The sequence below is a fragment of the Microbacterium sp. 22303 genome (assembly GCF_052045265.1).
GTDB lineage: Bacteria > Actinomycetota > Actinomycetes > Actinomycetales > Microbacteriaceae > Microbacterium.
Map to the genome: position 1 here is coordinate 603,719 of NZ_JBQEOQ010000001.1, position 23,652 is coordinate 627,370.

The window sequence follows — 23,652 nt, forward strand, 5'->3', positions numbered from 1 at the left end:
CGACCCCTGCTCAGAGCAGTTCGAGGTTGCTCTTGAGCTCGAACGGCGTGACCTGACCGCGGTACGCCTCCCACTCCTTGCGCTTGTTCAGCAGCACATAGTTGAAGACCTGCTCGCCGAGCGTTTCGGCGACGAGTTCCGACTCCTCCATGAGTTCGAGTGCGTGGTCCAGGCTCGCAGGCAGCGCCGCGTAGCCGAGCGCACGCCGTTCCGCGTCGCTCAGAGACCAGACGTTGTCCTCGGCCTCGGGCGGCAGCTCGTAGCCCTCCTCGATGCCCTTGAGCCCGGCCGCGAGCATGAGGGCGTACGCCAGATACGGGTTGGCCGCAGAGTCCAGGGCGCGGTACTCGATCCGCGTGGACTGGCCCTTGTTGGGCTTGTACATCGGCACCCGGATCAGCGCGGAGCGGTTCGCGTGGCCCCATGTCACGAAGCTGGGCGCCTCGTCGCCGCCCCAGAGCCGCTTGTACGAGTTCACGAACTGGTTCGTCACCGCCGCGATCTCGTTCGCGTGCCGCAGGAGCCCCGCGATGAACTGGCGCCCCGTACGGGAGAGCTGGTACTTCGCCCCCTCCTCGTAGAACGCGTTCAAGTCGCCCTCGAACAGCGACAGGTGCGTGTGCATGCCGCTGCCGGGGTGGTTGTTCAGGGGCTTCGGCATGAACGTCGCGTACACGCCCTGCTCGATCGCCACCTCCTTCACCACGGTGCGGAAGGTCATGATGTTGTCGGCGGTGGTGAGCGCGTCCGCGTAGCGCAGGTCGATCTCGTTCTGGCCGGGACCGCCCTCATGGTGGCTGTACTCCACCGAGATGCCGAGGTCCTCCAGCATCCGCACAGCGCTGCGCCGGAAGTCGTGCGCCGTACCGCCGGGCACGTTGTCGAAATAGCCCGCCGAGTCCGCCGGGACGGGCCCCTCGGGTCCGAACTGCGACGACTTCAGCAGGTAGAACTCGATCTCGGGGTGCGTGTAGAACGTGAAGCCCGCATCAGCCGCCTTGGCGAGGGTGCGCTTGAGCACGTGCCGCGGGTCCGCGACGGCCGGACGACCGTCCGGCGTGGTCAGGTCGCAGAACATCCGCGCCGTGGGGTCGATCTCCCCGCGCCAGGGCAGGATCTGGAAGGTCGTCGGATCCGGCTGCGCGAGCAGATCCGACTCGAAGGTGCGGGTCAGGCCCTCGATCGCGGAGCCGTCGAACCCGATGCCCTCGGCGAAGGCGCCCTCGACCTCGGCCGGGGCGATCGCCACCGACTTCAGGGTGCCGATCACGTCGGTGAACCAGAGTCGGATGAACTTGACGCCGCGCTCCTCAATGGTGCGCAGCACGAAGTCCCGCTGCTTGTCCATTCCGCTCATCGAGTACCGTCCGTGCCCTTGCCCCAGTTGTCCTCGGCCGCATCCTCATCGGCCCAGGCCTTGGCACGCTCCTGGAGCACCTCCGGGGCGCGACTGGCCTCCTCGGCGGTGTCGAACGGGCCGATCCGGTCGATAGACGGCGATTCCAGACCGTATTCGACCTCACCGGTGCTGCTGTTGAACCAGTACTTGTTCTCGCCGGACATCGCTGCTCCTCCTGGGCTTTGTCACGATCCTACTGGCGTGCCCGCCTCTCGCTAGGCTGTTGCGCATGGCAAAAGCGATCGGCGTCGACATCGGCGGCACGGGTATCAAGGCAGGAATCGTCGACCTCGAGCACGGGACCATGGCGTCCGACCGCGTACGTGTGCCCACCCCCGAGGGCGCCTCGCCCCAGGATGTGCTGACGGCCGTCCAAACCGTGCTGCGGACCCTCGAGGTGCACGAGTCGACCCTTCCACTCGGCGTCGCCTTCCCCGCGATCGTCAAGCGCGGAAGGACGCTCTCCGCCGCCAACGTCTCGAAGAAGTGGATCGACTTCGACGCCGAGCGCTTCTTCCGGGACGGCCTGGGTCGCAACATCGTCTTCGTGAACGACGCGGACGCTGCCGGTGTCGCCGAGGCGCGCCACGGCGCGGCACGCGACGTCATCGGGCTCACCCTGATGACCACGCTCGGCACCGGCATCGGCTCCGCCTTCCTGTACGACGGCGTCCTGATCCCCAACTCCGAACTCGGGCACCTCAACTTCCGCGGGTTCGAATCCGTGGAGAAGTGGGCGGCCACCTCCGCCCGCGAACGCGAGGGGCTCAGCTGGGCGGCATGGGCCGAGCGCCTGCAGGCCTTCTACTCGCACATCGAGTTCCTCTTCAGCCCCGACCTGTTCGTCGTCGGCGGGGGCGTGTCCAAGAACGCAGGCGATTTCCTCCCGCTTCTCGAACTCAAGACACCGATCGTCCCGGCCATCCACCGCAACAACTCCGGCATCATCGGCGCGGCCTCGCTCGCGGGCGACTGACGCCCCCTGCACGCCGAAAGGCCCGGATCCGCTGAGCTGCGGATCCGGGCCTTCTTCGTGAGAGGAACGGGCCGGCCTGTACGCCGGGTTCTGTGCCGGGGCCCCTCTCGGGGCATCCCTTCGACGGTCATCTCTCTCGGCGACGCGTTGCCGCGCCGCTCCAGCGGCCTACCCGGGGACTCGGCGAGCCGCGTCATCATCCCCTGTCTGGCCTTGCTCCGGGCGAGGTTTACCTGGCGGGCCGTGTCGCCACGGCCCCGGTGGTCTCTTACACCACCCTTTCACCCTTACCTCGGTCCTTGCGGGCCGCGGCGGTCTTCTCTCTGTGGCACTGTCTCGCGGATTGCTCCGGGTGGGTGTTACCCACCGCCCTGCCCTGTGGAGCCCGGACGTTCCTCGGTGCGGTCTCCCGCCACGCGACCGTCCAGCCGACCCGTTCACATCCAGTCTACGAGTCCTTGCCCGCGTCCTCGGCGATGCGCAGGTCGAGGGGGATGTCGATCTCGAATCCGGGGAACAGCCGGCGCGTCGCCGCGTCCGCCGCGTCCTGCACCACACGCGCGGCCTCGTCGGCCTGCGCGACAGGCGCGTGCACGATCACCTCGTCGTGCAGGAAGAACGCCAGATGCGCGCGCCGTGAGAACACCGGTCCAGAACCGGACGCAGGCTCGGCAGCCTCGGGCAGCGCGGTCAGGCGGTGCCGGATCTCGGCCAACCAGAGCAGCGACCATTCGGCTGCGGTGCCCTGCACCACGAAGTTGCGGGTGAACCGGCCGCGATCCCTGGCCCTGCTGCGGGCCAGCCGCTCGTCGGCGCCGTCCGCATCGGGGTCGCTCGCCCGCGACTGCGTCGCGGTCCAGAGCACATCCGGCCGTGGCGAACTGCGGCCGAGCAGCGTCGAGACGACGCCCCCGTCCTCCCCCGTCTTCGCCGCGCCGTCCACGAGCGCCATCGCCCGGGGGAAGACGCTGCGCAGCCGCGGACCGAGCTGGCCGCTCGGTCCCGTGGTCGCGCCGTACATGGCCCCGAGGACCGCGTACTTCGCCTCCTGACGCGTCTGGACCGCACCCGAGCGCACGACGCCCTCGTACAGGTCGGCGCCACGCGCAGCCGCAGCCATCGCCCGGTCCTTCGACATCGCCGCGAGCACCCGCGGCTCCAGCTGCGCCACGTCCGCGCACACCAGCGTCCAGCCGGCATCGGCGCGCACCGCCGGGCGCAGGCTCCGCGGGATCTGCAATGCTCCCCCGCCGCTGGACGCCCAGCGCCCGGTGACCACGCCGCCGGTGAGGTAGACGGGCCGGAAGCGCTCCTCGCGCACCCACTCCGCGAGCCACGCCCAGCCGTTGGCGGAGTAGAGCCGAGCCAGCTTCTTGTACGTCAGGAGCGGTTCGACGACGGGGTGCTCGACCTCGCCGAGTTCCCAGCGCGAGGTCGAGTCGATCAGGATCCCGGCCCGCCGCAGCGCCTTCAGCAGACGCGGCGGGCTGTCGGGGTTGACCGTGGCGTCCTCCAGGGTCTCACCGATCACGGCCGCGAGCTCGGCCATCCGAGCGGGCCGCGCACCGGGCACCGGCCGCGGGCCGAGCGCCTCGGCGAGCAATTGCTCGTGCACGGCAGCGCTCCACGGCAGGCCGGCGGCCGTCATCTCCTCGGCGACGAGAGCCCCGGTCGACTCGGCGGCGCACAGCAGAGCGAGGCGACCGTCCGGGGCACGCCCCAGAGCGGCGCGCTGGCGAGCGTACTCGGCGAGGAGTTCATCGATCTCCACGTACGGGTCGCCGGAGGCCTGTGACGCGACCTCATGCAGATCGAACAGCGCGGGCGTCTCGATCGTCGTCGCCAGCGGATCCGACCGGATCCAGCGCGACGAAGCCGGGACCGGATCCGCCAGACTCGCCGTGTCGCGCAGGATCGCGTGGCAGAGCACCAGGTCGTGCGCGCGGCGGATCCTGATCCCGGCGGCGAGCAGCGGCGGGTACACCTCGCGGAGATGACGCACCACCCACCGCGGATGGGCCCGCTCCTCCAGAGCGGCCACCTCGGTGGTCAGCGCGGATGCCGCGATCTCATTCCTGCACAGCTCTGCGCCGTCCTCGTCGAACAGCACCAGAGTCCAGCTGGTTCGTGCGGACCGCCCCAGCACGACCTCGTGCGGAGCAGCCGATTCGATCATGTCTTCGAATCTACGCCCTCCGGGAGCCAGGCACGGCATCCGCGATTCTGTACACCGGATCCTCGGGTGTGTCGGTGTGTATCGCCGCGCGCGCACCCGAACCCGGCGGCGGTTAGCGTGGAGTCACCGGAGAGGAGTCCCCCATGTCCGATGCGTCCCCCTTCATCGCCCACAACGGCTTCGCCCTGCCTGCCCAGGGCCTCGGCACCTACGGTTTCCGCGGAGAGGCCGGTGCGGATGCGGTCCGCAGCGGCATCGAGAACGGCTATCGGCTGATCGACTCCGCCTTCAACTACGAGAACGAAGGTGCGGTCGGCTGGGGCATCTCCGGGGCAGCCGTCGACCGGGCCGAACTCATCGTCACCTCGAAACTCGCCGGGCGCCACCACGCGCGCGCCAAGGCGCTCGACGCGATCGAGGAGAGCCGGTTCCGCCTCGGCGTCGATGCGATCGACCTGTTCCTCATCCACTGGCCGCTGCCGCGCGTGGACGCGTACGTCGAGGCCTGGCAGGCGCTCATCGAGGCGCGCGACCGGGGCCTGGTACGCCAGATCGGCGTGTCGAACTTCCTGCCGGAGCACCTGGAACGCATCGAGGACGCGACCGGGGTGCGCCCCGTGGTCAACCAGATCGAGCTGCACCCACGCTTCCCGCAGGAGGAGGCCCTGGCGTACCACCGCGCTCACGGCATCCTCACCGAGGCGTGGAGCCCGCTCGGCAGGGCCGGCGAGGTGCTCGAAGATCCGGCGATCACCGCCGTCGCCGCAGCGCACGGTCTGACACCGGCGCAGGCTGTACTGGCCTGGCACGCCGGACGCGGCGTGGTGGCGATCCCGAAGGCCGCCTCGGCCGAGCATCAGGCGTTGAACCTCGCCGCGGCCCAGGTGCGGCTGAGCTCCGACGAGATCGCCGCGATCACGGCTCTCGGCGCACCCGACGGGCGCCTCTGGGACGCGGATCCGGCCACGCACGAGGAATTCTGAGCGCGCTCCACCGCCGGGGTCGGCGCCGCCCGGCTCACTCCGCGGGGGCGGAGCTCTTCAGGCCCGACTCCTCGGTGCGGATCAGGATGCACCCGCACTCGGGGCATGAGACCACGTCGTCGTCCGCAGCCTGGCGGATGGCGTTGAGGTCCGTACCGGAGAGCACCATGCGGCACCCCTCGCAGGTGGCGCGGCGCAACAGCGCCGCGCCCGCGGTGCGTCCGACGCGGCGCTGGTACTCGGCCATGAGCGACGGGGAGACCGAGTCGACGAGCGCGACGCGGTCTCGAGCGAGCTGCTCGCCCTCGGTCGTCGCTGCGGCGATGAGGGCTTTGGCCTCCGCGGTCAGCCGCGTGCCCTCGGCCACGGTCTGGTCGATGAGCGCCTGCTGGGCGGAGACGGCCGCCTCGGCATCCTCCAACCGGCCCATGAGCTCGAGCTCGGCGTCTTCCAGGTCGCTGATCCGGCGTGCGAGGCTCGCGATCTCCTGCTCGAGGGCGACCGCGTCCTTGGGGTTCTGCGTGGCAGCGAGCCGGCCGGCATCGCGGTCGCGGCGCTGTGCCGCGAGGGCGACATCCGACTCGAGGCGCTTCAGCTCGGTCTGCACGTCATCGCGCGTTCCGGCCAGTTCGGTCAGCTCGCGCAGCTGTCCCTGCCGCTGCGCGGAGAGCTCGTTGATCCGCTCCCCCTGCACCGGATGCGTGCGCGCGTAGTCGGCCTGCGCGATACGGCGGTCGATGTCGGCGATGTCGAGGAGCACGATCTGGTGCGCGGGGTTGGCTTTCACGCGTCCAAATCTACGCCAGGCGGGAATCCGGCCGCGCGCGCATCCCGCGTCAGGACACGTCGCCGTCGACGTAGAGCCATTGGCCGTCCTCGCGCACGAAGCGACTGCGCTCATGCAGCACGCCACGACCCGTCGCGTCCCGGTGGATCGCTTCGAACTCCACGATGCCCTCCGTGTCGAAGGGCCCTCCAGCGTGCTTCGCGAGGATGTCGAGGCGGAGCCAGCGCAGATGCGCGTCGAGGTCCAGCTGCGCCGGCCGGGTCGTCGGATGCCAGGAGCGCAGCAGGTACGCGGCATCGCCGACCACGAACGCCGTGTAGCGGGAGCGCATGAGACGCTCCGCGGTGGGCGCAGGTCGCCCCGCGAGGATCGGACCGCAGCAGGTCTCGAAGAGGTCGCCGCTGCCGCAGGGGCAGCGCTGCGCCGCCCTTCCGGCCATCGATCCATCGCTCATCCCGTCCAGCCTATTCGTTGATGTCGATACCCTTCGGAATACCCCTAGGGGGTATATGGTTGGTCCGATCATGGACGAACGAACGCAGAACGGCAGCCCCCACGCCGACGGCATCGCGACGCACGGTCATGGAACGGCGCACGAGACGCCGACCCCGACGGATCACACGCAGATGCACGACTCCCCTACGGATCACGGCGACATCGATCACGCGGAACTGCACGCCCACTCGGGCCATGCCGGCCACTCGGGCCACGCCGGTCACTCGGGCCATGCCGGCCACTCGGATCACGACGGCCACTCGGGCCACGCCGGGCACGGCGATCACGTCGCGCGATTCCGACGCCTGTTCTGGATCATGCTCGTGCTGGCGGTCCCCGTCGTCGCCTTCTCCCCCATGTTCGCCATGCTCGTCGGATACCACGTTCCCGACGCCCTCGTCGTGCGGGCGATCCCGCCGGCGATCGGCACCGTGCTGTACGCGTGGGGCGGACAGCCGTTCCTGGCCGGCGCGATCTCCGAGCTGCGCGCACGGCGTCCGGGGATGATGCTGCTGATCGCGCTCGCGATCACCGTCGCCTTCCTCGCCTCCTGGGGTGCGACTCTCGGACTCCTCGACCATGAACTCGACTTCTGGTGGGAACTCGCCCTCCTCGTCGTGATCATGCTGCTCGGGCACTGGATCGAGATGCGTTCCCTGGCCCAGACGACATCCGCCCTCGACTCACTGGCCGCACTCCTGCCCGATGAGGCGGAGCGCGTCGTCGGCGACGACGTGGAGCTCGTGTCACCGGCGGAGCTCCGGGTCGGCGATGTCGTCCTGATCCGCCCCGGCGGACGCGTGCCCGCGGATGCGGTGGTGGCGGAGGGATCCGCCACCGTCGACGAGTCCATGATCACGGGCGAGTCGCGCGCGGTGCCACGCACCGTGGGCGACCATGTCGTCGCCGGCACGATCGCGACGGACTCGGCCCTGCGCGCTCGCGTGACGGCGGTGGGTGCCGACACCGCCCTTGCGGGCATCGGACGGCTCGTGGCTGAAGCGCAGTCGTCCTCGTCCCGGGCGCAGCGCCTCGCCGACCGCGCCGCGGGCTGGCTGTTCTGGTTCGCCCTCATCGCCGGCATCGTGACCGCCGTGGTGTGGACCGCGATCGGCCTCCCCGACGCCGCCGTCGTCCGGGTCATCACCGTGCTCGTGATCGCCTGTCCGCATGCACTCGGCCTGGCGATCCCGCTGGTCGTCTCGATCGCGACGGAGCGGGCCGCGCGCGGCGGGATCCTGGTGAAGGACCGGATGGCCCTCGAGCGGATGCGCCAGGTCGATGCCGTGCTGTTCGACAAGACCGGCACGCTGACGGAGGGTGCTCCCGCTGTGATCGGGATCGCCGTCGCGGCGGGCTTCACCGAGGACGAGGTGCTCGGCGCCGCCGCCTCTGCAGAGTCCGACTCCGAGCACCCGCTCGCCACGGCGATCCGCACGGCCGCTGAGAACCGCGGTCTGGCCCGCGGCGCCGTGTCGGGATTCCGCTCCGAGCCGGCGCTCGGTGTCCGGGCCGTCGTCGACGACCGCAGCGTCGAGGTGGGCGGACCGGGGCTGCTCGCGCAGACCGGCGCGGCGGAGATGCCCGAGGCGTCGGCGTGGCGTGCCGAGGGTGCGATCATCCTGCACGTGCTCGTGGACGGAAGGCTCGCCGGAGCTCTCAAACTGGCCGATGCGATCCGGCCGGAGTCCCGCGATGCGGTGCGGGCACTCCAGCAGCGCGGCGTCGACGTCGTCATGATCACCGGCGACGCCGAGGCGGTCGCCGCGTCCGTGGCGGCGGAACTCGGCATCCGGCGGTTCTTCGCGGGCGTGCGCCCCGAGGACAAGTCGGCGCGGGTCGCCGAGCTGCAGGCCGAGGGACGGGTGGTCGCCATGGTGGGCGACGGTGTCAACGACGCCCCCGCACTGGCCACGGCGGACGTGGGCATCGCGATCGGGGCCGGCACCGACGTGGCCATCGGATCCGCCGGGGTCGTGCTGGCCAGCTCGGATCCGCGCTCGGTGGTCGCGACGATCGAGCTGTCGCGGGCCGCCTACCGCAAGATGCGGCAGAACCTGTGGTGGGCGGCCGGGTACAACCTCGCCGCCGTGCCTCTCGCCGCGGGCGTGCTCGCCCCCATCGGCTTCCTGTTGCCGATGTCGGTCGGTGCGATCCTGATGTCGGTCTCCACCGTGGTCGTCGCCCTCAACGCGCAGCTGCTGCGCCGGCTCGACCTGCGGCCCGAGAGCGTCGCCGCCTCACCGGAGCACGGCTCGCACTGAATGTCCGGTGGCCCGGCCGGATCGGACTCAGAGTCCGATCCGGTCCAGAGCGCCTGCCAGACGATCGACCGTGCCGTCCACATCCGCGAGCTTGTCGAGACCGAACAGCCCGATCCGGAACGTCGAGAACGATTCCGGCTCTCCGCAGTGCAGCGGCACACCGGCCGCGATCTGCAGCCCCTGCTCGCGGAACAGCGCTCCGGTGCGCAGTCCCGGCTCCGTGGTGTGCACCACGGCGACGCTCGGCGAGGCGAATCCCTCCGCGGCCACCGAGGGCAGACCACGCTCGGCCAGCAGGGCGCGCACCCGGCTGCCGAGGTCCCACTGAGCGGCACGCAGCGCCTCGAAGCCCCGCTCGCGGGTCTCGGTCATGAGTGCGGCGTTGTGCGCGAGCGTGTCGGTCGGCATGGTGGCGTGGTACGGCGCACGGCCCGCCACATACTCCTCGGAGATCCACAACCATTTCGCCAGGTCCATGGCGAAGCTCGTCGACGTGCGCGACGTCACAGCCTCGCGACCCGCGTCGCCGAGCATCACATAACCGGCGCCGGGTGATCCGCTCCACCCCTTCTGCGGAGCGCTCAGCAGCACGTCCACGCCGAGGGCTGCCATGTCCACCCAGAGGGCACCCGACGCGATCGAGTCCAGGACGAACAGCCCGCCGACCTCGTGCACCGCGTCGGCGAGAGCGCGCACATAGTCATCGGGCAGCAGGATCCCCGCCGCCGTCTCGACGTGCGGTGCGAAGACGACCTCGCTGCGCTGGGCGCGGATCGCGGCGACCACCTCGTCGATCGGTGCGGGGGCCCAGGCAGCCTGCGCGCCATCGGAATCCGGGCGCGCCGCGCACACAACCGTGTTGTGCGCGATGTCGCCGGCATCGAGGATCTGCGACCAGCGGTAGGAGAACAGTCCGTTGCGCACGATGAGGCAGCGGCGCCCGGTGGCGAGCTGGCGAGCGACGCCCTCCATCGCGTAGGTCCCGCCACCCGGGACGATCGCCGTCGTCGTCGCACCATAGGCGGCCCGCAGATCGGACTGCACGCTCTGCATCACGCGGACGAATCGCGCGGACATGTGGTTCAGGGAGCGGTCCGTGAAGACCACCGAGTACTCCAGCAGGCCGTCGGGATCGACATCGTCGTGCGGAAGGTTCATGCGCTCAGCCTGGCACACCGCTCCCGCTAGGCTGGAGGGAACGCGCCTATAGCTCAGTTGGTAGAGCACGTCCTTTACACGGATGTGGTCGGGAGTTCGAGTCTCTCTGGGCGCACCGCGAGCGGCGTCGCCCGTACGCGCGACGCCGCGAGGCGCCCATCGATCAGACGAGCCTCTTGCCCTCCGTCTTCGGCGCCCACAGCCAGGTGACCAGCGCGCCGAGTGCGAGCACCCCGGCGAGCCAGTACATCGACACGGACACTCCCCACTTCTCCAAGCTGATCGGCAGCAGGAATGTCCCGATCGCCGAGCCGATGCGGCTGGTCGCGTTGAGCAGGCCGACGCCGCTCCCCCGCAGATGCGTCGGGAAGAGCTCGGGCGGGTACACCTGGGTGATGTTCGACGCCGCGGACATCACGAACGAATAGACCACGAACGGGATGAGCATCAGCCACGGCGACGCCTCCGCGAGGAGCCCGAGCAGAGCCAGCATCACGGTCATGATGACGAACGTCCAGAACGTGAAGGCCTTGCGCGGGAATCGCACGATCGCCCAGAGGCCCGCGACGCCACCGGCCAACAGGAAGATGTTGATCAGCAGGTTCTGCACGTTCGCGTCCGACACCTTCATCGCCTCGAGGATCGTGTAGACGAACGTGTAGATGGCGAAGTACGGGAGCACCTGGCAGGTGTAGAACAGGATCCCGAACCAGGTGCTCTTGCGCAGCGCGGGGCTGAAGAGCTCGCGGTAGCTGCTCTTCTCCTCGACATGAGCTGCCGGGATGAAGATGTTCCCCGTCTTGAGATACTTCTCCGCGATCGCTGCGGCCTCATCGCCGCGCCCCCTGCTGATGAGCCAGCCCGGCGACTCGGGTGAGCCGATGCGCACGATCAGGACGAACAGAGCCGGGATGAATCCTGAGGCGAGAAGCCAGCGCCAGGTGTCCGGGCCCACGTTCACATAGGCGCCGATCACGTTGGCGATGACATAGCCGACGGTCCACAGCACGGTCAACGAGGAGAGCATAAGGCCGCGGGACTTGCGCGGCGCGAACTCCGACAGGAGCGTCGGACCGACGGCGTAGTCCGCGCCGAGACCGAAGCCGATCAGCAGGCGAAGCACGAAGATCGTCTCGACGTTCGGTGCCCAGAACTGCGCCAGGGATGCGGCGGCGATCAGGATGAAGTTCAAGACGTAGACGCGCTGCCGACCGATCCGGTCGCTGATCCGGCCGAGGATCAACGATCCGAAGAACAGGCCGATCAGCGCCGAGCTCGCCAGCATGCCCTGCCAGAACCCGTCGACGTGCCACTGCTGCGACAGCAGGGGCAACGCGCCGCCGATGATCCCCAGCGCATAGCCGTCCGAGAAGTTGGCGCCGAAGGTCATCATCGTGACCTTGAAGTGGAACCGTCCGAACGGGATCTGATCGAGAGCGATCTTCCCTTCGGGGACCGGCTCCTGGGCCTCGTCGGTGATGGCGGAATTCATCAGCAGCTCCCTTGCCACGTTGTGTTCCCATGTAGTGAAATAGTGATTGTTCACCACATGAAACTTGGTGACTGCCAGAATGTCAAGACCCGAGTGCGAAGCGCTCCGTCGGAAGGAGTCCCATGATCGACGCGAAGGGGCGGTCGAATCGAGCCACCGCGCCTGCGGCGGCGTCCGCAGGCGTCACGATCGTGCTCGGCGACCAGCCGCTGCAGTTGGACGACATCCGCGTCTTCGCCGAAGATGGCGCGCGCGCGGAATACTCGGCGGCGGCCGTTGATGCCATCGCTCTTGCCCACGACACCCTGCTGCACCTCGCCGAGACGCGCCCGGTCTACGGTCTCTCCACGGGAGTCGGCGCGCGGCGCAGCGTCGCCGTCGTGCGCGACAGGGCGTCGTGTCTGCGCCTCTGGCGCAGCCACGCGCTCCAATACGGTCCTGCCGTCGACGCCGAGCGCGTACGGGCGATGCTGCTCATCCGCGCCAACCAGCTCGCGCAGGGCGGATCCGGCGTCAGCCCGGCGCTCGCCGGCGCCCTGCTCGCCGCGACGACCCGCGAGGATCCGCCGACGGTGGCCTTCGGCGGCGCGCTCGGCACGGGCGATCTCGGCGCGCTCGCGGCCCTTGCGCTCCAGATCACCGCGGACGAGCCCTCCGGTCCGTTCGCCGCTTCCGACGGCCTTCCGTTCATGAGCAGCAGTGCGCTGACACTCGCCGATGCGGCGCTCACGCTCGTCGATCTCGATCGTGCGATCGATGCGGCGATGGTGCTCGGTGCCGCCACCGCGACAACACTTCGGACGACGGCCGAGCACTTCGCGGCGGCGGCGTTCGCGGACCGCTACCCGGCGATGCGCGATGCCGCGACCAGGCTCGCCCCCTCCGACACCGGCCCCAGCGCGCGAGTGCAGGACCCCTTCTCGATGCGCCTGCTGCCGCAGTCGCTCGGCTCCGTGCGGTTGTCCTGGGAGCGCTGCCGGGATGCGATGCTGGCCGAAGTCAACAGTGCGCACGAGAACCCCCGCGTGTTCATCCGTGAGGAGCAGGTCGCGCACACCGGCAACTTCTACACCGTCGACCTGGAACTCGCCTGCGGTACGGCGCTGCGCGCCCTCGCTCAGGACGCGAGCCTGCTCCTCGCGCGGCTCGGGCTGCTCATGAACCCCCGCTACACCGGTCAGGCCGAGTTCCTCGGCGACGGAACTCCCGATGCGACGGGGGCGATGATGCTGGAGTACGTCGCGGCCGCGGCGCTCGCCGACATCCGGGACCTCGCAGCCGCGCACGGGGGTCATGGCGTGCATCTCTCGCTCGGCGCCGAGGAGCATGCACCGTTCACGCCGCAGGCGGTGCGGCGCCTCCGTCTCGCGACGGAGAGCTACCGTACGATGCTCGCCTGCTTCGCGGTCGCCCTGCGTCGCCTGCCCGGTGCGGAAGACCTGCTGCGGGGTTTGCCGGAGAGGCACGGCGGGCTCGAGGATCGCGATCTGAGCAGTGAACTCGCCGACACCGCGTCGGCGCTGGATAGGATTCGGCTCGGTGAGTCGCACGAGTAAACGGAGGAGCATCGATGAGCACGATCGGACCCGGCGGGGTGCCTGCCGCGGAGGAGAGAGCTGAGGCGCTCGACTCGGGTTCGGGTCCCCGTTCCGTGCACAGGGCGCTCGAGCTGCTCACGATCGTGGTCGAGACGGGACCCCAGCCGCTCACCGAGCTGGCGCGCGCGAGCGGTCTGCCCACGAGCACGACGATGCGTTCGCTGCGCGCCCTCGAGCACTGGGGCTATGTCGCACGCACAGCCGACGGCGGCTACGTCTCCGGTCACCGCTTCGCCCGCTCGCGCTTCGACGCAGAACCCGCCACCGCGGAGCACCTCTTCGAGCGCTCCGCAGAGGTGCTGCAACGGCTCACGGACCTCAGCGGAGAGTCGAGCTACCTGACCGTTCGCGGCCCCGGGCGCAGCTGCATCTATCTGCGTGAGGTGCAGAGCGACCAGCCGATCCGGCACGTCGGCTTCGCCGGATGGGCGGGCCGTACGGTGCAGATGGACGGCTCGGCGGTCGGCGCCGTGCTGGACGGCGAGACGCCGGACACCGGGTTCGTGACTCTCGGTGCGGTGTCCGCGCCCGACGCCACCGTCATCGCGGCTCCCGTGCTCGACAGCGAGGGCGCCGTCGTCGCGGCCCTCAGCATCGTCGGGCCGAGTTTCCGCATGGGTGCGGATCGCGTTCAGCAGCTCGGCGGGCTCGTGCGCGACGCCGCGCAGAACCTGACTGCGGTACTCCGCCCCGAGCACTCCGCACCGACGACGGCGGACGCAGACCTTCGATAACCGGCCTGACCGCTGGGAGGGCTAGGCTGAGATCCGCGCGTCTTTTGTGCGGAGTCGACAAGCCTCCCCGGCGCCGCATCCCGATTTCGTTGGCATGACCTGCCAGACAGACGAAAGGCCTCCTGTGACTGTTCACGACCAGGATCCGTACTCCCAGGGCCCGCTCGACAGCGATCCCGAAGAGACCAGCGAATGGCAGCAATCGCTCGACGAACTCGTCGACGCGAAGGGCCACGGCCGCGGCCGCGAGATCATGCTCAGCCTGCTGAAGCGCTCGAAGGACCTGCATCTGGGCGTGCCGATGGTCCCGACCACGGACTACATCAACACCATCGCCCCGGAGAACGAGGCCGCCTTCCCCGGCGACGAGGACCTCGAGCGCCGATACCGGCACTGGATCCGCTGGAACGCCGCGATCACCGTGCACCGCGCGCAGCGGCCCGGCATCGGCGTCGGCGGTCACATCTCCACCTACGCCTCGGCCGCCTCGCTGTACGAAGTCGGCCACAACCACTTCTTCCGCGGGCGCGATGACGCCGCCGGCGGGGACCAGATCTTCTACCAGGGCCACGCCTCCCCCGGCATGTACGCGCGCGGCTTCCTCGAGGGCCGGATCACCGAGCAGCAGCTCGACGCGTTCCGCCAGGAGAAGTCCGGCGCCCCGAACGGCCTTCCCTCCTACCCGCACCCGCGGATGATGCCGGAGTTCTGGCAGTTCCCGACCGTGTCGATGGGCCTCGGACCGATCAACGCGATCTACCAGGCGATGACGAACAAGTACCTCGCCAACCGCGGCATCAAGCAGAACGACTCCCATGTGTGGGCGTTCCTCGGCGACGGCGAGATGGACGAGGTCGAGTCGCGGGGCCAGCTCCAGGTGGCCGCGAACGAGGGTCTGGACAATCTCACCTTCGTGATCAACTGCAACCTGCAGCGCCTCGACGGCCCTGTCCGCGGCAACGGCAAGATCATCCAGGAGCTGGAGAGCTTCTTCCGCGGGGCCGGCTGGAACGTCATCAAGGTCGTCTGGGGCCGGGAGTGGGACGACCTGCTCGCCCGCGACACCGACGGCGCCCTGCTGAACCTGATGAACGTCACGCCCGACGGCGACTACCAGACCTTCAAGGCGGAGAGCGGCGCCTACGTGCGCGAGAACTTCTTCGGCCGCGACGAGCGCGCGCTCGCCCTGGTCAAGGACTACTCCGACGACGACATCTGGCACCTGCGCCGCGGCGGCCACGACTACCGCAAGGTGTACGCCGCCTACAAGGCAGCGATGGAGCACAAGGGCCAGCCGACCGTCATCCTCGCCAAGACCGTCAAGGGCTACGGCCTGGGTCCGCACTTCGAGGGCCGCAACGCAACCCACCAGATGAAGAAGATGACGCTGGACGACCTCAAGCTGTTCCGCGACACCATGCACATCCCGATCTCGGACGCGCAGCTCGAGGCCGACCCGTACCGTCCGCCGTACTACCACCCGGGACAGAACGACGAGACGATCCAGTACATGCTGGAACGCCGTCGCGACCTGGGTGGCTTCCTCCCCGAGCGCCGCAGCACTCACGTCGGCCTGAACCTCCCCGAGGACAAGGACTACGCGCTGCCGAAGAAGGGATCCGGCAACCAGGAGGTCGCCACGACCATGGCCTTCGTGCGCATGGTCAAGGACCTCATGCGGGTCAAGGGCTTCGGCGAGCGGATCGTCCCGATCATCCCCGACGAGGCGCGCACGTTCGGCATGGACGCGTACTTCCCCACGGCGAAGATCTACAACCCGAACGGCCAGAACTACACTGCGGTCGACCGGGAGCTGCTGCTCGCGTACAAGGAGAGCCCGCAGGGGCAGATCATGCACGTGGGCATCAACGAGGCCGGCGCGGCTGCGGCGTTCACCGCCACCTCGACGGCGTACTCCACGCATGGCGAGCCGCTCATCCCGATCTACATCTTCTACTCGATGTTCGGCTACCAGCGCACCGGCGACGCGTTCTGGGCGGCCGGCGACCAGATGGGCCGCGGCTTCATCATCGGCGCCACGGCCGGTCGCACCACGCTGACCGGCGAGGGCACGCAGCACGCGGACGGCCAGTCCCCGCTGCTCGCCTCGACCAACCCCGCCACGCTCGTCTACGACGCGGCGTACGGCTACGAGGTCTCGCACATCGTGCAGGCCGGCATCGAGCAGATGTACGGCGGCACCCACCCGAACCCGGACGTCATGTACTACCTGACGGTGTACAACGAGCCGATGCGGATGCCGGCAGAACCTGCGGACGTGGACGCGGAGGGGATCCGGAAGGGTCTGCACCGCATCTCCGTCGGATCCGGCGAGGGGCAGCGCGTGCAGTTGCTCGCCTCGGGCGTCGGTGTGCCGTGGGCGATCGAGGCACAGGAGCTGCTGCTCGCCGATTGGGGCGTGTCCGCGGACGTGTGGTCGGTCACCTCGTGGACCGAGCTGCGTCGCGACGGCCTGGCCGTCGACGAGCACAACTTCCTGCACCCGGACCAGGAGCCGCAGACGGCGTACCTCACCGAGAAGCTGAAGGACGCCCAGGGTCCGTTCATCGCGACGAGCGACTACATGCACGCGGTGCAGGACCAGATCCGCCAGTGGGTCCCCGGTGCGTACTACACGCTGGGCGCCGACGGCTTCGGCTTCGCCGACACGCGTGCCGCCGCTCGCCGCTTCTTCAAGATCGACGGCCCGTCCATGGTCGTCCGCGCTCTGCAGGCGCTCGCGGACGAGGGGCGGATCGACCGCTCCGTCGTGGGACAGGCGATCGCGAAGTACGACCTGTACAACGTGAACGCCGGCACCAGCGGCAACGCCGGTGGCGACAGCTGATGCCAGCGGCACGATGAGCAGACCTCCCGAGATGACCAAGGAGGAGACGCTGGCGTGGCTGCGCCGCATCTCCGGGGATCTCGCCACGGCGACCCTGCAGCGTCTCGAGGACTCGCTGCCCTGGTACGCCGAGATGCCACCGGCCCGACGCTCCGCCGTCGGGCTGGTGGCCCAGGCGGGCATCACCTCGTTCATCCAGTGGTACGACGACCCCACGTCGACCCCCTGGATCGCCGCGGACATCTTCGCCGCCGCACCGCGTGAGCTGCTGCGCAGCGTGAGCCTGCAGCAGACGCTGCAGCTCATCCGCGTCACCGTCGAGGTGACAGAGGAGCGCGTGGCAGGCAACGGCCAGCACCTGCGCGACGCCATCCTGCTGTACTCGCGCGACGTGGCCTTCGCGGCCGCCGATGTGTACGCGCGCGCCGCCGAGGCCCGAGGGCTGTGGGACGCGCGCCTGGAGGCGCTCGTCGTGGACTCGATCCTCACCGGCGAAGCCGACGAGGAGCTGCCCAGCCGCATCGCCGCCCTCGGCTGGCACGGCCACGGCGAGGTCTGCGTGATCGTGGGAACCACACCGCCGCAGTTCGATGTGGACCAGGTGCGCCGCACCGCGCGCAAGCTGGCGGTCGACGTGCTGATCGGCGTGCAGGGGTCACGACTCGTGCTGGTGGTCGGGCGCGCCAAGCCCGCCGCCACGGACGACGCCACCGACGGCACTGAGCCCGCTGAGTTCTCCTTCGCGGAGATCGCCCGCACCTTTGAGCCCTCCTTCGGGCCGGGGCACATGGTGGTCGGCCCCGCCGTCGCCGCACTCGTCGACGCCGGGCAGAGCGCCCGTGCCGCCCTGGCCGGTTTCGCCGTGGCGCGCGCCTGGCGCGGCGCGCCGAGGCCCGTCGACGCCGACGAGCTGCTGCCGGAGCGCGCGATCGCCGGCGACCCGCTGGCCAAGCAGACCCTCATCGAGCGCGTGTTCCGTCCGCTGCACGACCACTCCACCGACCTCGTCACGACGCTGTGGAGCTACCTCGACAACGGCCGTTCCCTCGAGGCGACCGCGCGGGAGCTGTTCGTGCACCCGAACACCGTGCGCTACCGCCTGAAGCGCATCAGCGAGGTGATCGGCTGGGACGCCACCGGTCCGCGTGAGGCCTTCATCCTGCAGACCGCGCTCGTGCTCGGCACGATCGGCACGGCGGATCCGGTCCGGCGCGGACTTCGTCCTCGTCGCCCGCGCTGATCCTTCGACGCCGCGATACCGAACGCGTTGTACGTCTCAGATAACCGATCTGCGGATTCTTGTGAGGGTTGAGCCACCGAAACCGGCGGATCGTTGGCAGACTGGGAACGTGATCGTCTTCGCATGCCCTGGACAGGGCTCCCAGACCCCCGGCTTCCTCTCCCCCTGGCTCGAGCTCGACGGTGTCGCCGACGACCTCGCCGCGTACTCGGAGGCCGCCGAGGTCGACCTGATCCAACACGGCACCGTCTCCGACGCCGACACGATCCGCGACACCCGCATCGCGCAGCCTCTGATCGTCGCCGCCTCGCTGGTGGCCGCGAAGGCCCTGCAGGAGCGCGCGGGCCGCGGCCCTGACGGGATCGCCGGCCACTCGGTCGGCGAGTTCGCCGCCGTGTCGGGTGCCGGCGTGATCCCCGCCGAGACCGCGATGCGCTTGGTCGGCATCCGCGGCCGCGCAATGGCCGACGCCGCAGGCAGGACCCCGACCGGGATGAGTGCCGTCCTGGGCGGCGACGAGGAGGCCGTGCTCGCGCTGCTGTCCGACCTCGACCTCACCCCTGCCAACTACAACGGCGGCGGTCAGATCGTCGCCGCAGGCGCCCTGCCTGCCCTCGCGGCACTGGCCGAGGCCCCCGTGCGCGGATCCCGCGTGATCGCGCTGCAGGTCGCCGGCGCGTTCCACACGCACTACATGGCCTCCGCCGTCGACACGCTGCGCGAAGCCGTCGCCGGCGTCGACGCGGCAGATCCGACGGTGACGCTCTGGACGAACAAGGACGGATCCGTCCTCGCAGACGGCGCCACGGCGCTGGAGAACCTCGTCACCCAGGTCTCCTCCCCCGTACGGTGGGACCTGTGCATGGCCTCATTCGCCGAGCGCGGTATCACCGGCCTCATCGAGCTGACCCCGGCAGGCGCCCTCACCGGTCTTGCCAAGCGCGGGCTGCGCGGCGTTCCCGCCGTCGCTGTGAAGACCCCGGACGACCTCGACGCGGCGGTCGCGCTGCTGAACGGCGCTGACGACAACGGAGAAGCAGCATGACCACGCTCAAGCAGGCCACCGGCCCCGCGTACACCCGCATCTACTCCGTGGGCGCCGCCCGCGGGGAGAACGCCGTTCCGAACGAAGACCTCATCGGCCCGATCGATTCGAGCGACGAGTGGATCCGTCAGCGCACCGGCATCGTCACACGTGCCCGTGCGCTGCCGACCACCGACGCGATCGATCTGTCCACGGCCGCCGGGATCGAGGCGATCGAGAAGTCCGGCGTGGCGCCGTCCGACATCGACCTCGTGATCGTGGCGACGATCAGCAACCCGAAGCAGACCCCCTCCGTCTCGGCGATCGTGGCCGACAGGGTCGGCGCGAACCCGGCCGCCGCCTACGACCTCAACGCGGCCTGCGCCGGTTACGCCTACGCCGTCGCCCAGGCGGATGCCCTGATCCGCGCCGGCGCCGCTCGGTATGCGCTCGTCATCGGCGCCGAGAAGCTCTCCGATGTCGTGGACCCGACTGACCGGAGCATCTCGTTCCTGCTCGGCGATGGGGCCGGCGCCGTCGTTGTCGGCCCCAGTGACTTCCCCGGCATCTCGGGCACGGTCTGGGGCTCGGACGGCTCGAAGGCCGACGCGGTCGGCATGAACCACACCCTCACCGAGTTCCGCGATGGGCAAGCGCCCTGGCCGACGCTGCGCCAGGAGGGCCCGACCGTGTTCCGCTGGGCTGTCTGGGAGATGGCCAAGGTCGCCAAGCAGGCGCTCGAACAGGCCGGCGTCGAGGCATCGGATCTGGCCGCCTTCATCCCGCACCAGGCCAACATGCGCATCGTCGACGAGTTCGCCAAGCAACTGAAGCTGCCCGAGACGACCGTGATCGCGCGCGACATCGAGACCACCGGCAACACCTCTGCCGCGTCGATCCCGCTCGCCACGCACCGCCTGCTGCAGGAGCACCCCGAGCTCAGCGGCGGACTCGCCCTGCAGATCGGCTTCGGCGCCGGCCTGGTGTTCGGCGCGCAGGTCGTCGTGCTCCCCTGACCGGGCGCCGCCGACTCCTAGACTGTTCACCGGTTCCAACCATCCAAAGAAAGAGGAAATCATGGCCTTCAGCAACGACGAGGTCCTCGCTGGCCTTGCAGAGCTCATCACCGACGAGACCGGCATCGACGCCTCGGAGGTCGCTCTGGAGAAGTCCTTCACCGACGACCTGGACATCGACTCGATCTCCATGATGACGATCGTCGTCAACGCCGAGGAGAAGTTCGGCGTCACCATCCCCGACGACGAGGTCAAGAACCTCAAGACCGTCGGTGACGCCGTGAGCTTCATCGTCGCCGGCCAGGAGTGACACCCGCGGATGCCACCCCCGCGCTTCTGCGGGGCGTGGCATCCTCCTCTTCCGCCCCCAACGACCCCTGAGCGTTCGACAGGCTCAGCAACCGGTCGATCGCAGCACCCACCCGATCCCCGAGAAGGAACACGCATGACCAAGCGCATCGTCGTCACCGGCATAGGTGCCACGTCCGCCCTGGGCGGCACCGCCCCGGAGAACTGGGCGAACCTGCTCGCCGGTGTCTCCGGCACGCACACCCTCACCCACGACTGGATCGAGACCTACCAGATCCCGGTGACGTTCGCTGCGGAGGCGTCCGTCCGCCCGGAGGAGGTCCTTCCCCGGCACGAGGCCAAGCGCCTGGATCCTTCGGTGCAATTCGGCATGATCGCCGCCCGCGAGGCCTGGGCCGACGCGGGAGCCCCCGACATCGCCCCGGAGCGCCTCGGCATCGACTGGGCCACCGGCATCGGCGGCCTGTGGACCCTGCTGGATGCCTGGGACACGCTGCGTCAGAAGGGCCCGCGCCGGGTCATGCCCCTCACCGTGCCGATGCTCATGCCCAACGCGGGCGCGGGCAACCTGTCGCTGCATTTCGGTGCGAAGGCCTTCGCGCGCACCGTCGTGAGCGCATGCGCCTCCAGCACCGAGTCGATCGCGAACGCCTACCAGCATCTGCAGGACGACCTCGCCGACGTCATCATCGCCGGTGGCGCGGAGTCCGCGATCCACCCGATCACCATGGCCTCGTTCGCGTCTGCGCAGGCCCTGTCTCGTCGCAACGACGACCCCGAGCACGCCTCGCGCCCCGGCGCGATCGACCGTGACGGCTTCGTCATGGGCGAGGGCGGCGCAGCCCTGGTCATGGAGACCGAGGAGCACGCCAAGGCCCGCGGCGCGAAGATCTACGCCTACGTGGTGGGCGGAGGCGTCTCTGCGGACTCGTACCACATCACCGGCAACGACCCCGAGGGCCATGGCGCGGCCCGCGCCGTGGAGCAGGCGCTGGCACAGGCCGGCGCGACCCCCGACGAGGTCACGCACATCAACGCGCACGCCACGTCGACCCCGGTCGGCGACCCGAACGAGTACGGCGCCCTGAAGCGCGTCTTCGGCGACCGGATCGACGAGATCCCGGTGTCGGCGACCAAGGCGTCCACCGGGCATCTGCTCGGCGGCACGGGCGCGCTCGAGGCGGTCTTCACGATCCTCGCGCTGCGCGACCGGGTGGCTCCGCCGACGATCAACATGACCGAGCCGGATCCGGCGGTGCCGTTCAAGCTCTCCGGTGAGGCGCAGCCGCTCGGCGACGGCCCGCAGCTCGCGATCAGCAACTCGTTCGGCTTCGGCGGGCACAACGCGGTCGTCGCGTTCCGCTCCTACGACGGCTGATCCGCACGGACGAGAATCGCCCCGGTCGCTTCCTCATCGAAGCGGTCGGGGCGATTCTCATTCTTTTCGGTTGTGCTGTTCTGTTATCTCTCCGGCCCAGGACCGGGGATACGCTTTCTCGGGTTCCGGGTCCTTGCTCTCCGACCCCCGATAATCGCGCCTCCTCCGATCCCCGTCCCTTCGTGTGATCCGGTGCCCTCGATCCCTCGGACCCCGGAGACCGGATCACACGAGTCCTTTCCGACCCGCCAGCGCCGCGGTCAACCTAACCGCCAGCGCAGCGGCCTATCCCACCTTGTGGAGCCAGACCACGCGGGCGTCGTCGCTCGCATGCCGGAACGGCTCGAGCTCTTCGTCCCATGCGGATCCGAGTGCGACGTCGAGTTCGCGCTGCAGCTCGATCGGGCTGCCGGCGGCGATCTCCATGGCGTAGCGGATCCGGTCCTCGCCGACGACGATGTTGCCTGCAGCGTCGGTCTGCGCATAGTGCACACCCAGGTCGGGCGTGTGCAGCCACCGGCCTCCGTCACTGCGCGGGGTCGGATCCTCCGTCACCTCGAACCGGAGGTGCTCCCAGCCGCGGATCGCGGTCGCGAGAGCGGCGCCCGTGCCCACGGGACCGTCCCAGTAGAACTCGGCCCGGCGGGCGCCATCGAGGACGGGCTGCTCGGTCCACTCGAAGTTGACGGCGCGCCCGATAGCGCGTCCGACCGCCCATTCCAGGTGCGGGCAGAGCGCGCGCGGTGCGGAGTGGATGTACACCACTCCGCGTGCTTGTGCAGCCATGGTCTCTCCGTTTCATCAGGTGCGTCTTCCCCTACGACCTGATCCGCGAAGCACGGCGTTATGCGGTTATGGGCCCATTCTCACTGATCATCGGCGAAATCACAACTGTGTAACTCATTGCGAAAAGGAAACGGTCCCCGGCGCCGAAGCGCCGAGGACCGTCTATAGGACGAGGGAGGCTCAGGCCTCGCTCATCGCGATCTTCTCCTTCTGACCCTTCGCGGCGTAGTACGCGGCGCGGGCCGCGTCACGGCGGGCCTGCTCCTCGTAGCCGGCGTCGAGGGTCGCCTGGTCGACAGGGTAGTTCTCCACCTCGTCCGTGCCGTGGTACTTCTCGATGTAGGCGTCCAGCTCGGGGCCGGAGGTCCACGACGTGATGAGGCAGTAGCGCGGCTCGGTGCCGTTGTGGGTGGCGGCATGCCAGAGGCGCTGCGTGTCGACGATCAGCTGCGCGCCGGCCGGAAGGGCGATGCGGTACTCGACGCTCGGGTCGGTGCGGTTCTCGCGCAGGACGAAGTAACTGTCCTTGTCGTCGGTGAGGTTGAAGAAGCCGCGCACGACCCAGCCGGTGCCGTCAGGGTTGAGGCGGTTGTTGTCGTCCTGGTGCAGGTTGTAGAGGCACTCGCCGTAGGGCGTGGGCTGCAGCTCGATGACACGGCAGCGACCGACGTTCGCACCCGGCTCCTGCGCACGGCGCGTCAGGTTCGGGGCCTTCGAGGTCTGCGCGTCGATCCAGACGCCGTCCTTGTCGGTGCGCGGGGGCACGTGGTTCCAGAAGCCGTTGCACTCGATCTCGCCCTTGGCGGAGGCGAGCGGAGCGAAACGGGTGTCACCCGAGGACTTCCAGTCGTTGTACTCGATGTCGAGCCACTCCTTGGGGTCGAGCTCCTGGTTGTAGCTGTCGAGGACGACGAAGCCCTTGTCCTCGAGGGCGGCGGACTTGATGTATGCCATGAGCGAGTCATGTCCTTTCATAAAGGGGCCAGCAC

At 69.4% G+C, this 23,652-nt stretch carries 20 protein-coding genes, 1 tRNA gene and 1 other RNA gene; 12 read left to right on the forward strand and 10 right to left on the reverse strand.

Annotation, left to right across the window (positions count from 1 at the left end):
* Window positions 1–10 precede the first annotated feature (10 nt).
* Together glnA and ACTJI8_RS02935 are read right to left on the reverse strand one after the other, a co-directional pair.
* The gene (glnA, locus tag ACTJI8_RS02930) at window positions 11–1,348 is read right to left on the reverse strand and encodes a type I glutamate--ammonia ligase (RefSeq protein ID WP_440731905.1); all 1,338 of its coding nucleotides are present in this window, start codon (window positions 1,346–1,348) and stop codon (window positions 11–13) included.
* Window positions 1,349–1,353: 5 nt separating this feature from the next.
* The gene (locus ACTJI8_RS02935; RefSeq protein ID WP_440731906.1) at window positions 1,354–1,563 is read right to left on the reverse strand and encodes an SPOR domain-containing protein; all 210 of its coding nucleotides are present in this window, start codon (window positions 1,561–1,563) and stop codon (window positions 1,354–1,356) included.
* A gap of 65 nt (window positions 1,564–1,628) precedes the next feature.
* Here ACTJI8_RS02935 and ppgK point away from each other — a divergent pair, with 65 nt between their 5' ends.
* Window positions 1,629–2,375, forward strand: coding sequence for a polyphosphate--glucose phosphotransferase (gene ppgK, locus ACTJI8_RS02940; RefSeq protein WP_440731907.1), 747 nt, complete (start codon window positions 1,629–1,631; stop codon window positions 2,373–2,375).
* Window positions 2,376–2,438: 63 nt separating this feature from the next.
* Here the strand turns inward: ppgK and rnpB are convergent.
* Both rnpB and ACTJI8_RS02950 read right to left on the reverse strand, forming a co-directional pair.
* Window positions 2,439–2,811, reverse strand: an RNA gene (gene rnpB, locus ACTJI8_RS02945) — RNase P RNA component class A.
* Window positions 2,812–2,823: 12 nt separating this feature from the next.
* Window positions 2,824–4,551: a bifunctional 3'-5' exonuclease/DNA polymerase gene (locus ACTJI8_RS02950; protein WP_440731908.1), complete on the reverse strand. Its 1,728-nt coding sequence runs from the start codon at window positions 4,549–4,551 to the stop codon at window positions 2,824–2,826.
* Window positions 4,552–4,694: 143 nt separating this feature from the next.
* Between ACTJI8_RS02950 and ACTJI8_RS02955 the strand changes: the two genes are divergently transcribed.
* A complete protein-coding gene (locus ACTJI8_RS02955; RefSeq protein ID WP_440731909.1) occupies window positions 4,695–5,534 on the forward strand; it encodes an aldo/keto reductase in 840 nt (279 codons plus the stop codon).
* Window positions 5,535–5,568: 34 nt separating this feature from the next.
* On the opposite strand, the gene ACTJI8_RS02960 is transcribed toward ACTJI8_RS02955, so the two are convergent.
* Together ACTJI8_RS02960 and ACTJI8_RS02965 are read right to left on the reverse strand one after the other, a co-directional pair.
* Entirely contained in the window at window positions 5,569–6,321 is a 753-nt protein-coding gene (locus ACTJI8_RS02960) for a zinc ribbon domain-containing protein (protein WP_440731910.1), read from the reverse strand.
* Window positions 6,322–6,370: 49 nt separating this feature from the next.
* Window positions 6,371–6,775 (reverse strand): YchJ family protein, encoded by a 405-nt coding sequence (locus ACTJI8_RS02965; protein WP_440731911.1) that lies wholly within the window; start codon window positions 6,773–6,775, stop codon window positions 6,371–6,373.
* A gap of 70 nt (window positions 6,776–6,845) precedes the next feature.
* Here ACTJI8_RS02965 and ACTJI8_RS02970 point away from each other — a divergent pair, with 70 nt between their 5' ends.
* The gene (locus ACTJI8_RS02970; RefSeq protein ID WP_440731912.1) at window positions 6,846–9,080 is read left to right on the forward strand and encodes a heavy metal translocating P-type ATPase; all 2,235 of its coding nucleotides are present in this window, start codon (window positions 6,846–6,848) and stop codon (window positions 9,078–9,080) included.
* 27 nt (window positions 9,081–9,107) lie between these two features.
* Here the strand turns inward: ACTJI8_RS02970 and ACTJI8_RS02975 are convergent, their stop codons facing one another.
* Window positions 9,108–10,238 carry an aminotransferase class V-fold PLP-dependent enzyme gene (locus ACTJI8_RS02975; protein ID WP_440731913.1) on the reverse strand — a complete coding sequence of 377 codons (1,131 nt, stop codon included), beginning with the start codon at window positions 10,236–10,238 and terminating at the stop codon, window positions 9,108–9,110.
* A gap of 42 nt (window positions 10,239–10,280) precedes the next feature.
* Here ACTJI8_RS02975 and ACTJI8_RS02980 point away from each other — a divergent pair.
* Window positions 10,281–10,353 (forward strand) — tRNA-Val (locus ACTJI8_RS02980).
* 48 nt (window positions 10,354–10,401) lie between these two features.
* Here ACTJI8_RS02980 and ACTJI8_RS02985 read toward each other — a convergent pair.
* On the reverse strand, window positions 10,402–11,730 hold the full coding sequence (locus tag ACTJI8_RS02985; RefSeq protein ID WP_440731914.1) for an MFS transporter: 1,329 nt from the start codon (window positions 11,728–11,730) through the stop codon (window positions 10,402–10,404).
* Between the two features lie 122 nt (window positions 11,731–11,852).
* On the opposite strand from ACTJI8_RS02985, the gene ACTJI8_RS02990 reads away from it, so the two are divergent.
* The 8 genes from ACTJI8_RS02990 to ACTJI8_RS03025 all read left to right on the forward strand — a co-directional run bounded on the left by ACTJI8_RS02990 (window position 11,853) and on the right by ACTJI8_RS03025 (window position 21,877).
* Window positions 11,853–13,286 carry an aromatic amino acid lyase gene (locus tag ACTJI8_RS02990; RefSeq protein WP_440731915.1) on the forward strand — a complete coding sequence of 478 codons (1,434 nt, stop codon included), beginning with the start codon at window positions 11,853–11,855 and terminating at the stop codon, window positions 13,284–13,286.
* Window positions 13,287–13,300: 14 nt separating this feature from the next.
* Entirely contained in the window at window positions 13,301–14,062 is a 762-nt protein-coding gene (locus tag ACTJI8_RS02995; protein WP_440731916.1) for an IclR family transcriptional regulator, read from the forward strand.
* A gap of 124 nt (window positions 14,063–14,186) precedes the next feature.
* A complete protein-coding gene (gene aceE / locus ACTJI8_RS03000) occupies window positions 14,187–16,910 on the forward strand; it encodes a pyruvate dehydrogenase (acetyl-transferring), homodimeric type (protein ID WP_440731917.1) in 2,724 nt (907 codons plus the stop codon).
* A 13-nt stretch (window positions 16,911–16,923) separates the two neighbouring features.
* The gene (locus ACTJI8_RS03005) at window positions 16,924–18,150 is read left to right on the forward strand and encodes a PucR family transcriptional regulator (RefSeq protein ID WP_440731918.1); all 1,227 of its coding nucleotides are present in this window, start codon (window positions 16,924–16,926) and stop codon (window positions 18,148–18,150) included.
* 109 nt (window positions 18,151–18,259) lie between these two features.
* Window positions 18,260–19,195, forward strand: a complete 936-nt coding sequence (locus tag ACTJI8_RS03010; protein ID WP_440731919.1) for an ACP S-malonyltransferase — start codon at window positions 18,260–18,262, stop codon at window positions 19,193–19,195.
* On the forward strand, window positions 19,192–20,190 hold the full coding sequence (locus tag ACTJI8_RS03015) for a beta-ketoacyl-ACP synthase III (protein ID WP_440731920.1): 999 nt from the start codon (window positions 19,192–19,194) through the stop codon (window positions 20,188–20,190). Before ACTJI8_RS03010 ends, ACTJI8_RS03015 begins: the two co-directional genes overlap by 4 nt.
* Window positions 20,191–20,251: 61 nt before the next feature.
* Window positions 20,252–20,500, forward strand: a complete 249-nt coding sequence (locus ACTJI8_RS03020; RefSeq protein WP_045270633.1) for an acyl carrier protein — start codon at window positions 20,252–20,254, stop codon at window positions 20,498–20,500.
* Window positions 20,501–20,635: 135 nt separating this feature from the next.
* A complete protein-coding gene (locus ACTJI8_RS03025) occupies window positions 20,636–21,877 on the forward strand; it encodes a beta-ketoacyl-[acyl-carrier-protein] synthase family protein (RefSeq protein WP_440731921.1) in 1,242 nt (413 codons plus the stop codon).
* Window positions 21,878–22,162: 285 nt separating this feature from the next.
* Here the strand turns inward: ACTJI8_RS03025 and ACTJI8_RS03030 are convergent, their stop codons facing one another.
* Window positions 22,163–22,663, reverse strand: a complete 501-nt coding sequence (locus ACTJI8_RS03030) for a DUF3145 domain-containing protein (RefSeq protein WP_440731922.1) — start codon at window positions 22,661–22,663, stop codon at window positions 22,163–22,165.
* Between the two features lie 180 nt (window positions 22,664–22,843).
* A complete protein-coding gene (locus ACTJI8_RS03035; RefSeq protein WP_440731923.1) occupies window positions 22,844–23,617 on the reverse strand; it encodes a hypothetical protein in 774 nt (257 codons plus the stop codon).
* Between the last annotated feature and the right edge of the window lie 35 nt (window positions 23,618–23,652).

What these genes read in the sequence shown, in the direction of transcription:
- glnA (WP_440731905.1), bottom strand. Translation starts at nt 1,348, where the DNA reads ATGGACAAGCAGCGGGACTTCGTGCTGCGCACCATTGAGGAGCGCGGC.
- ACTJI8_RS02935 (WP_440731906.1), bottom strand. Translation starts at nt 1,563, where the DNA reads ATGTCCGGCGAGAACAAGTACTGGTTCAACAGCAGCACCGGTGAGGTC.
- ppgK (WP_440731907.1), top strand. Translation starts at nt 1,629, where the DNA reads ATGGCAAAAGCGATCGGCGTCGACATCGGCGGCACGGGTATCAAGGCA.
- ACTJI8_RS02950 (WP_440731908.1), bottom strand. Translation starts at nt 4,551, where the DNA reads ATGATCGAATCGGCTGCTCCGCACGAGGTCGTGCTGGGGCGGTCCGCA.
- ACTJI8_RS02955 (WP_440731909.1), top strand. Translation starts at nt 4,695, where the DNA reads ATGTCCGATGCGTCCCCCTTCATCGCCCACAACGGCTTCGCCCTGCCT.
- ACTJI8_RS02965 (WP_440731911.1), bottom strand. Translation starts at nt 6,775, where the DNA reads ATGAGCGATGGATCGATGGCCGGAAGGGCGGCGCAGCGCTGCCCCTGC.
- ACTJI8_RS02970 (WP_440731912.1), top strand. Translation starts at nt 6,846, where the DNA reads ATGGACGAACGAACGCAGAACGGCAGCCCCCACGCCGACGGCATCGCG.
- ACTJI8_RS02975 (WP_440731913.1), bottom strand. Translation starts at nt 10,238, where the DNA reads ATGAACCTTCCGCACGACGATGTCGATCCCGACGGCCTGCTGGAGTAC.
- ACTJI8_RS02985 (WP_440731914.1), bottom strand. Translation starts at nt 11,730, where the DNA reads ATGAATTCCGCCATCACCGACGAGGCCCAGGAGCCGGTCCCCGAAGGG.
- ACTJI8_RS02990 (WP_440731915.1), top strand. Translation starts at nt 11,853, where the DNA reads ATGATCGACGCGAAGGGGCGGTCGAATCGAGCCACCGCGCCTGCGGCG.
- ACTJI8_RS02995 (WP_440731916.1), top strand. Translation starts at nt 13,301, where the DNA reads ATGAGCACGATCGGACCCGGCGGGGTGCCTGCCGCGGAGGAGAGAGCT.
- ACTJI8_RS03005 (WP_440731918.1), top strand. Translation starts at nt 16,924, where the DNA reads ATGAGCAGACCTCCCGAGATGACCAAGGAGGAGACGCTGGCGTGGCTG.
- ACTJI8_RS03015 (WP_440731920.1), top strand. Translation starts at nt 19,192, where the DNA reads ATGACCACGCTCAAGCAGGCCACCGGCCCCGCGTACACCCGCATCTAC.
- ACTJI8_RS03020 (WP_045270633.1), top strand. Translation starts at nt 20,252, where the DNA reads ATGGCCTTCAGCAACGACGAGGTCCTCGCTGGCCTTGCAGAGCTCATC.
- ACTJI8_RS03025 (WP_440731921.1), top strand. Translation starts at nt 20,636, where the DNA reads ATGACCAAGCGCATCGTCGTCACCGGCATAGGTGCCACGTCCGCCCTG.
- ACTJI8_RS03030 (WP_440731922.1), bottom strand. Translation starts at nt 22,663, where the DNA reads ATGGCTGCACAAGCACGCGGAGTGGTGTACATCCACTCCGCACCGCGC.
- ACTJI8_RS03035 (WP_440731923.1), bottom strand. Translation starts at nt 23,617, where the DNA reads ATGGCATACATCAAGTCCGCCGCCCTCGAGGACAAGGGCTTCGTCGTC.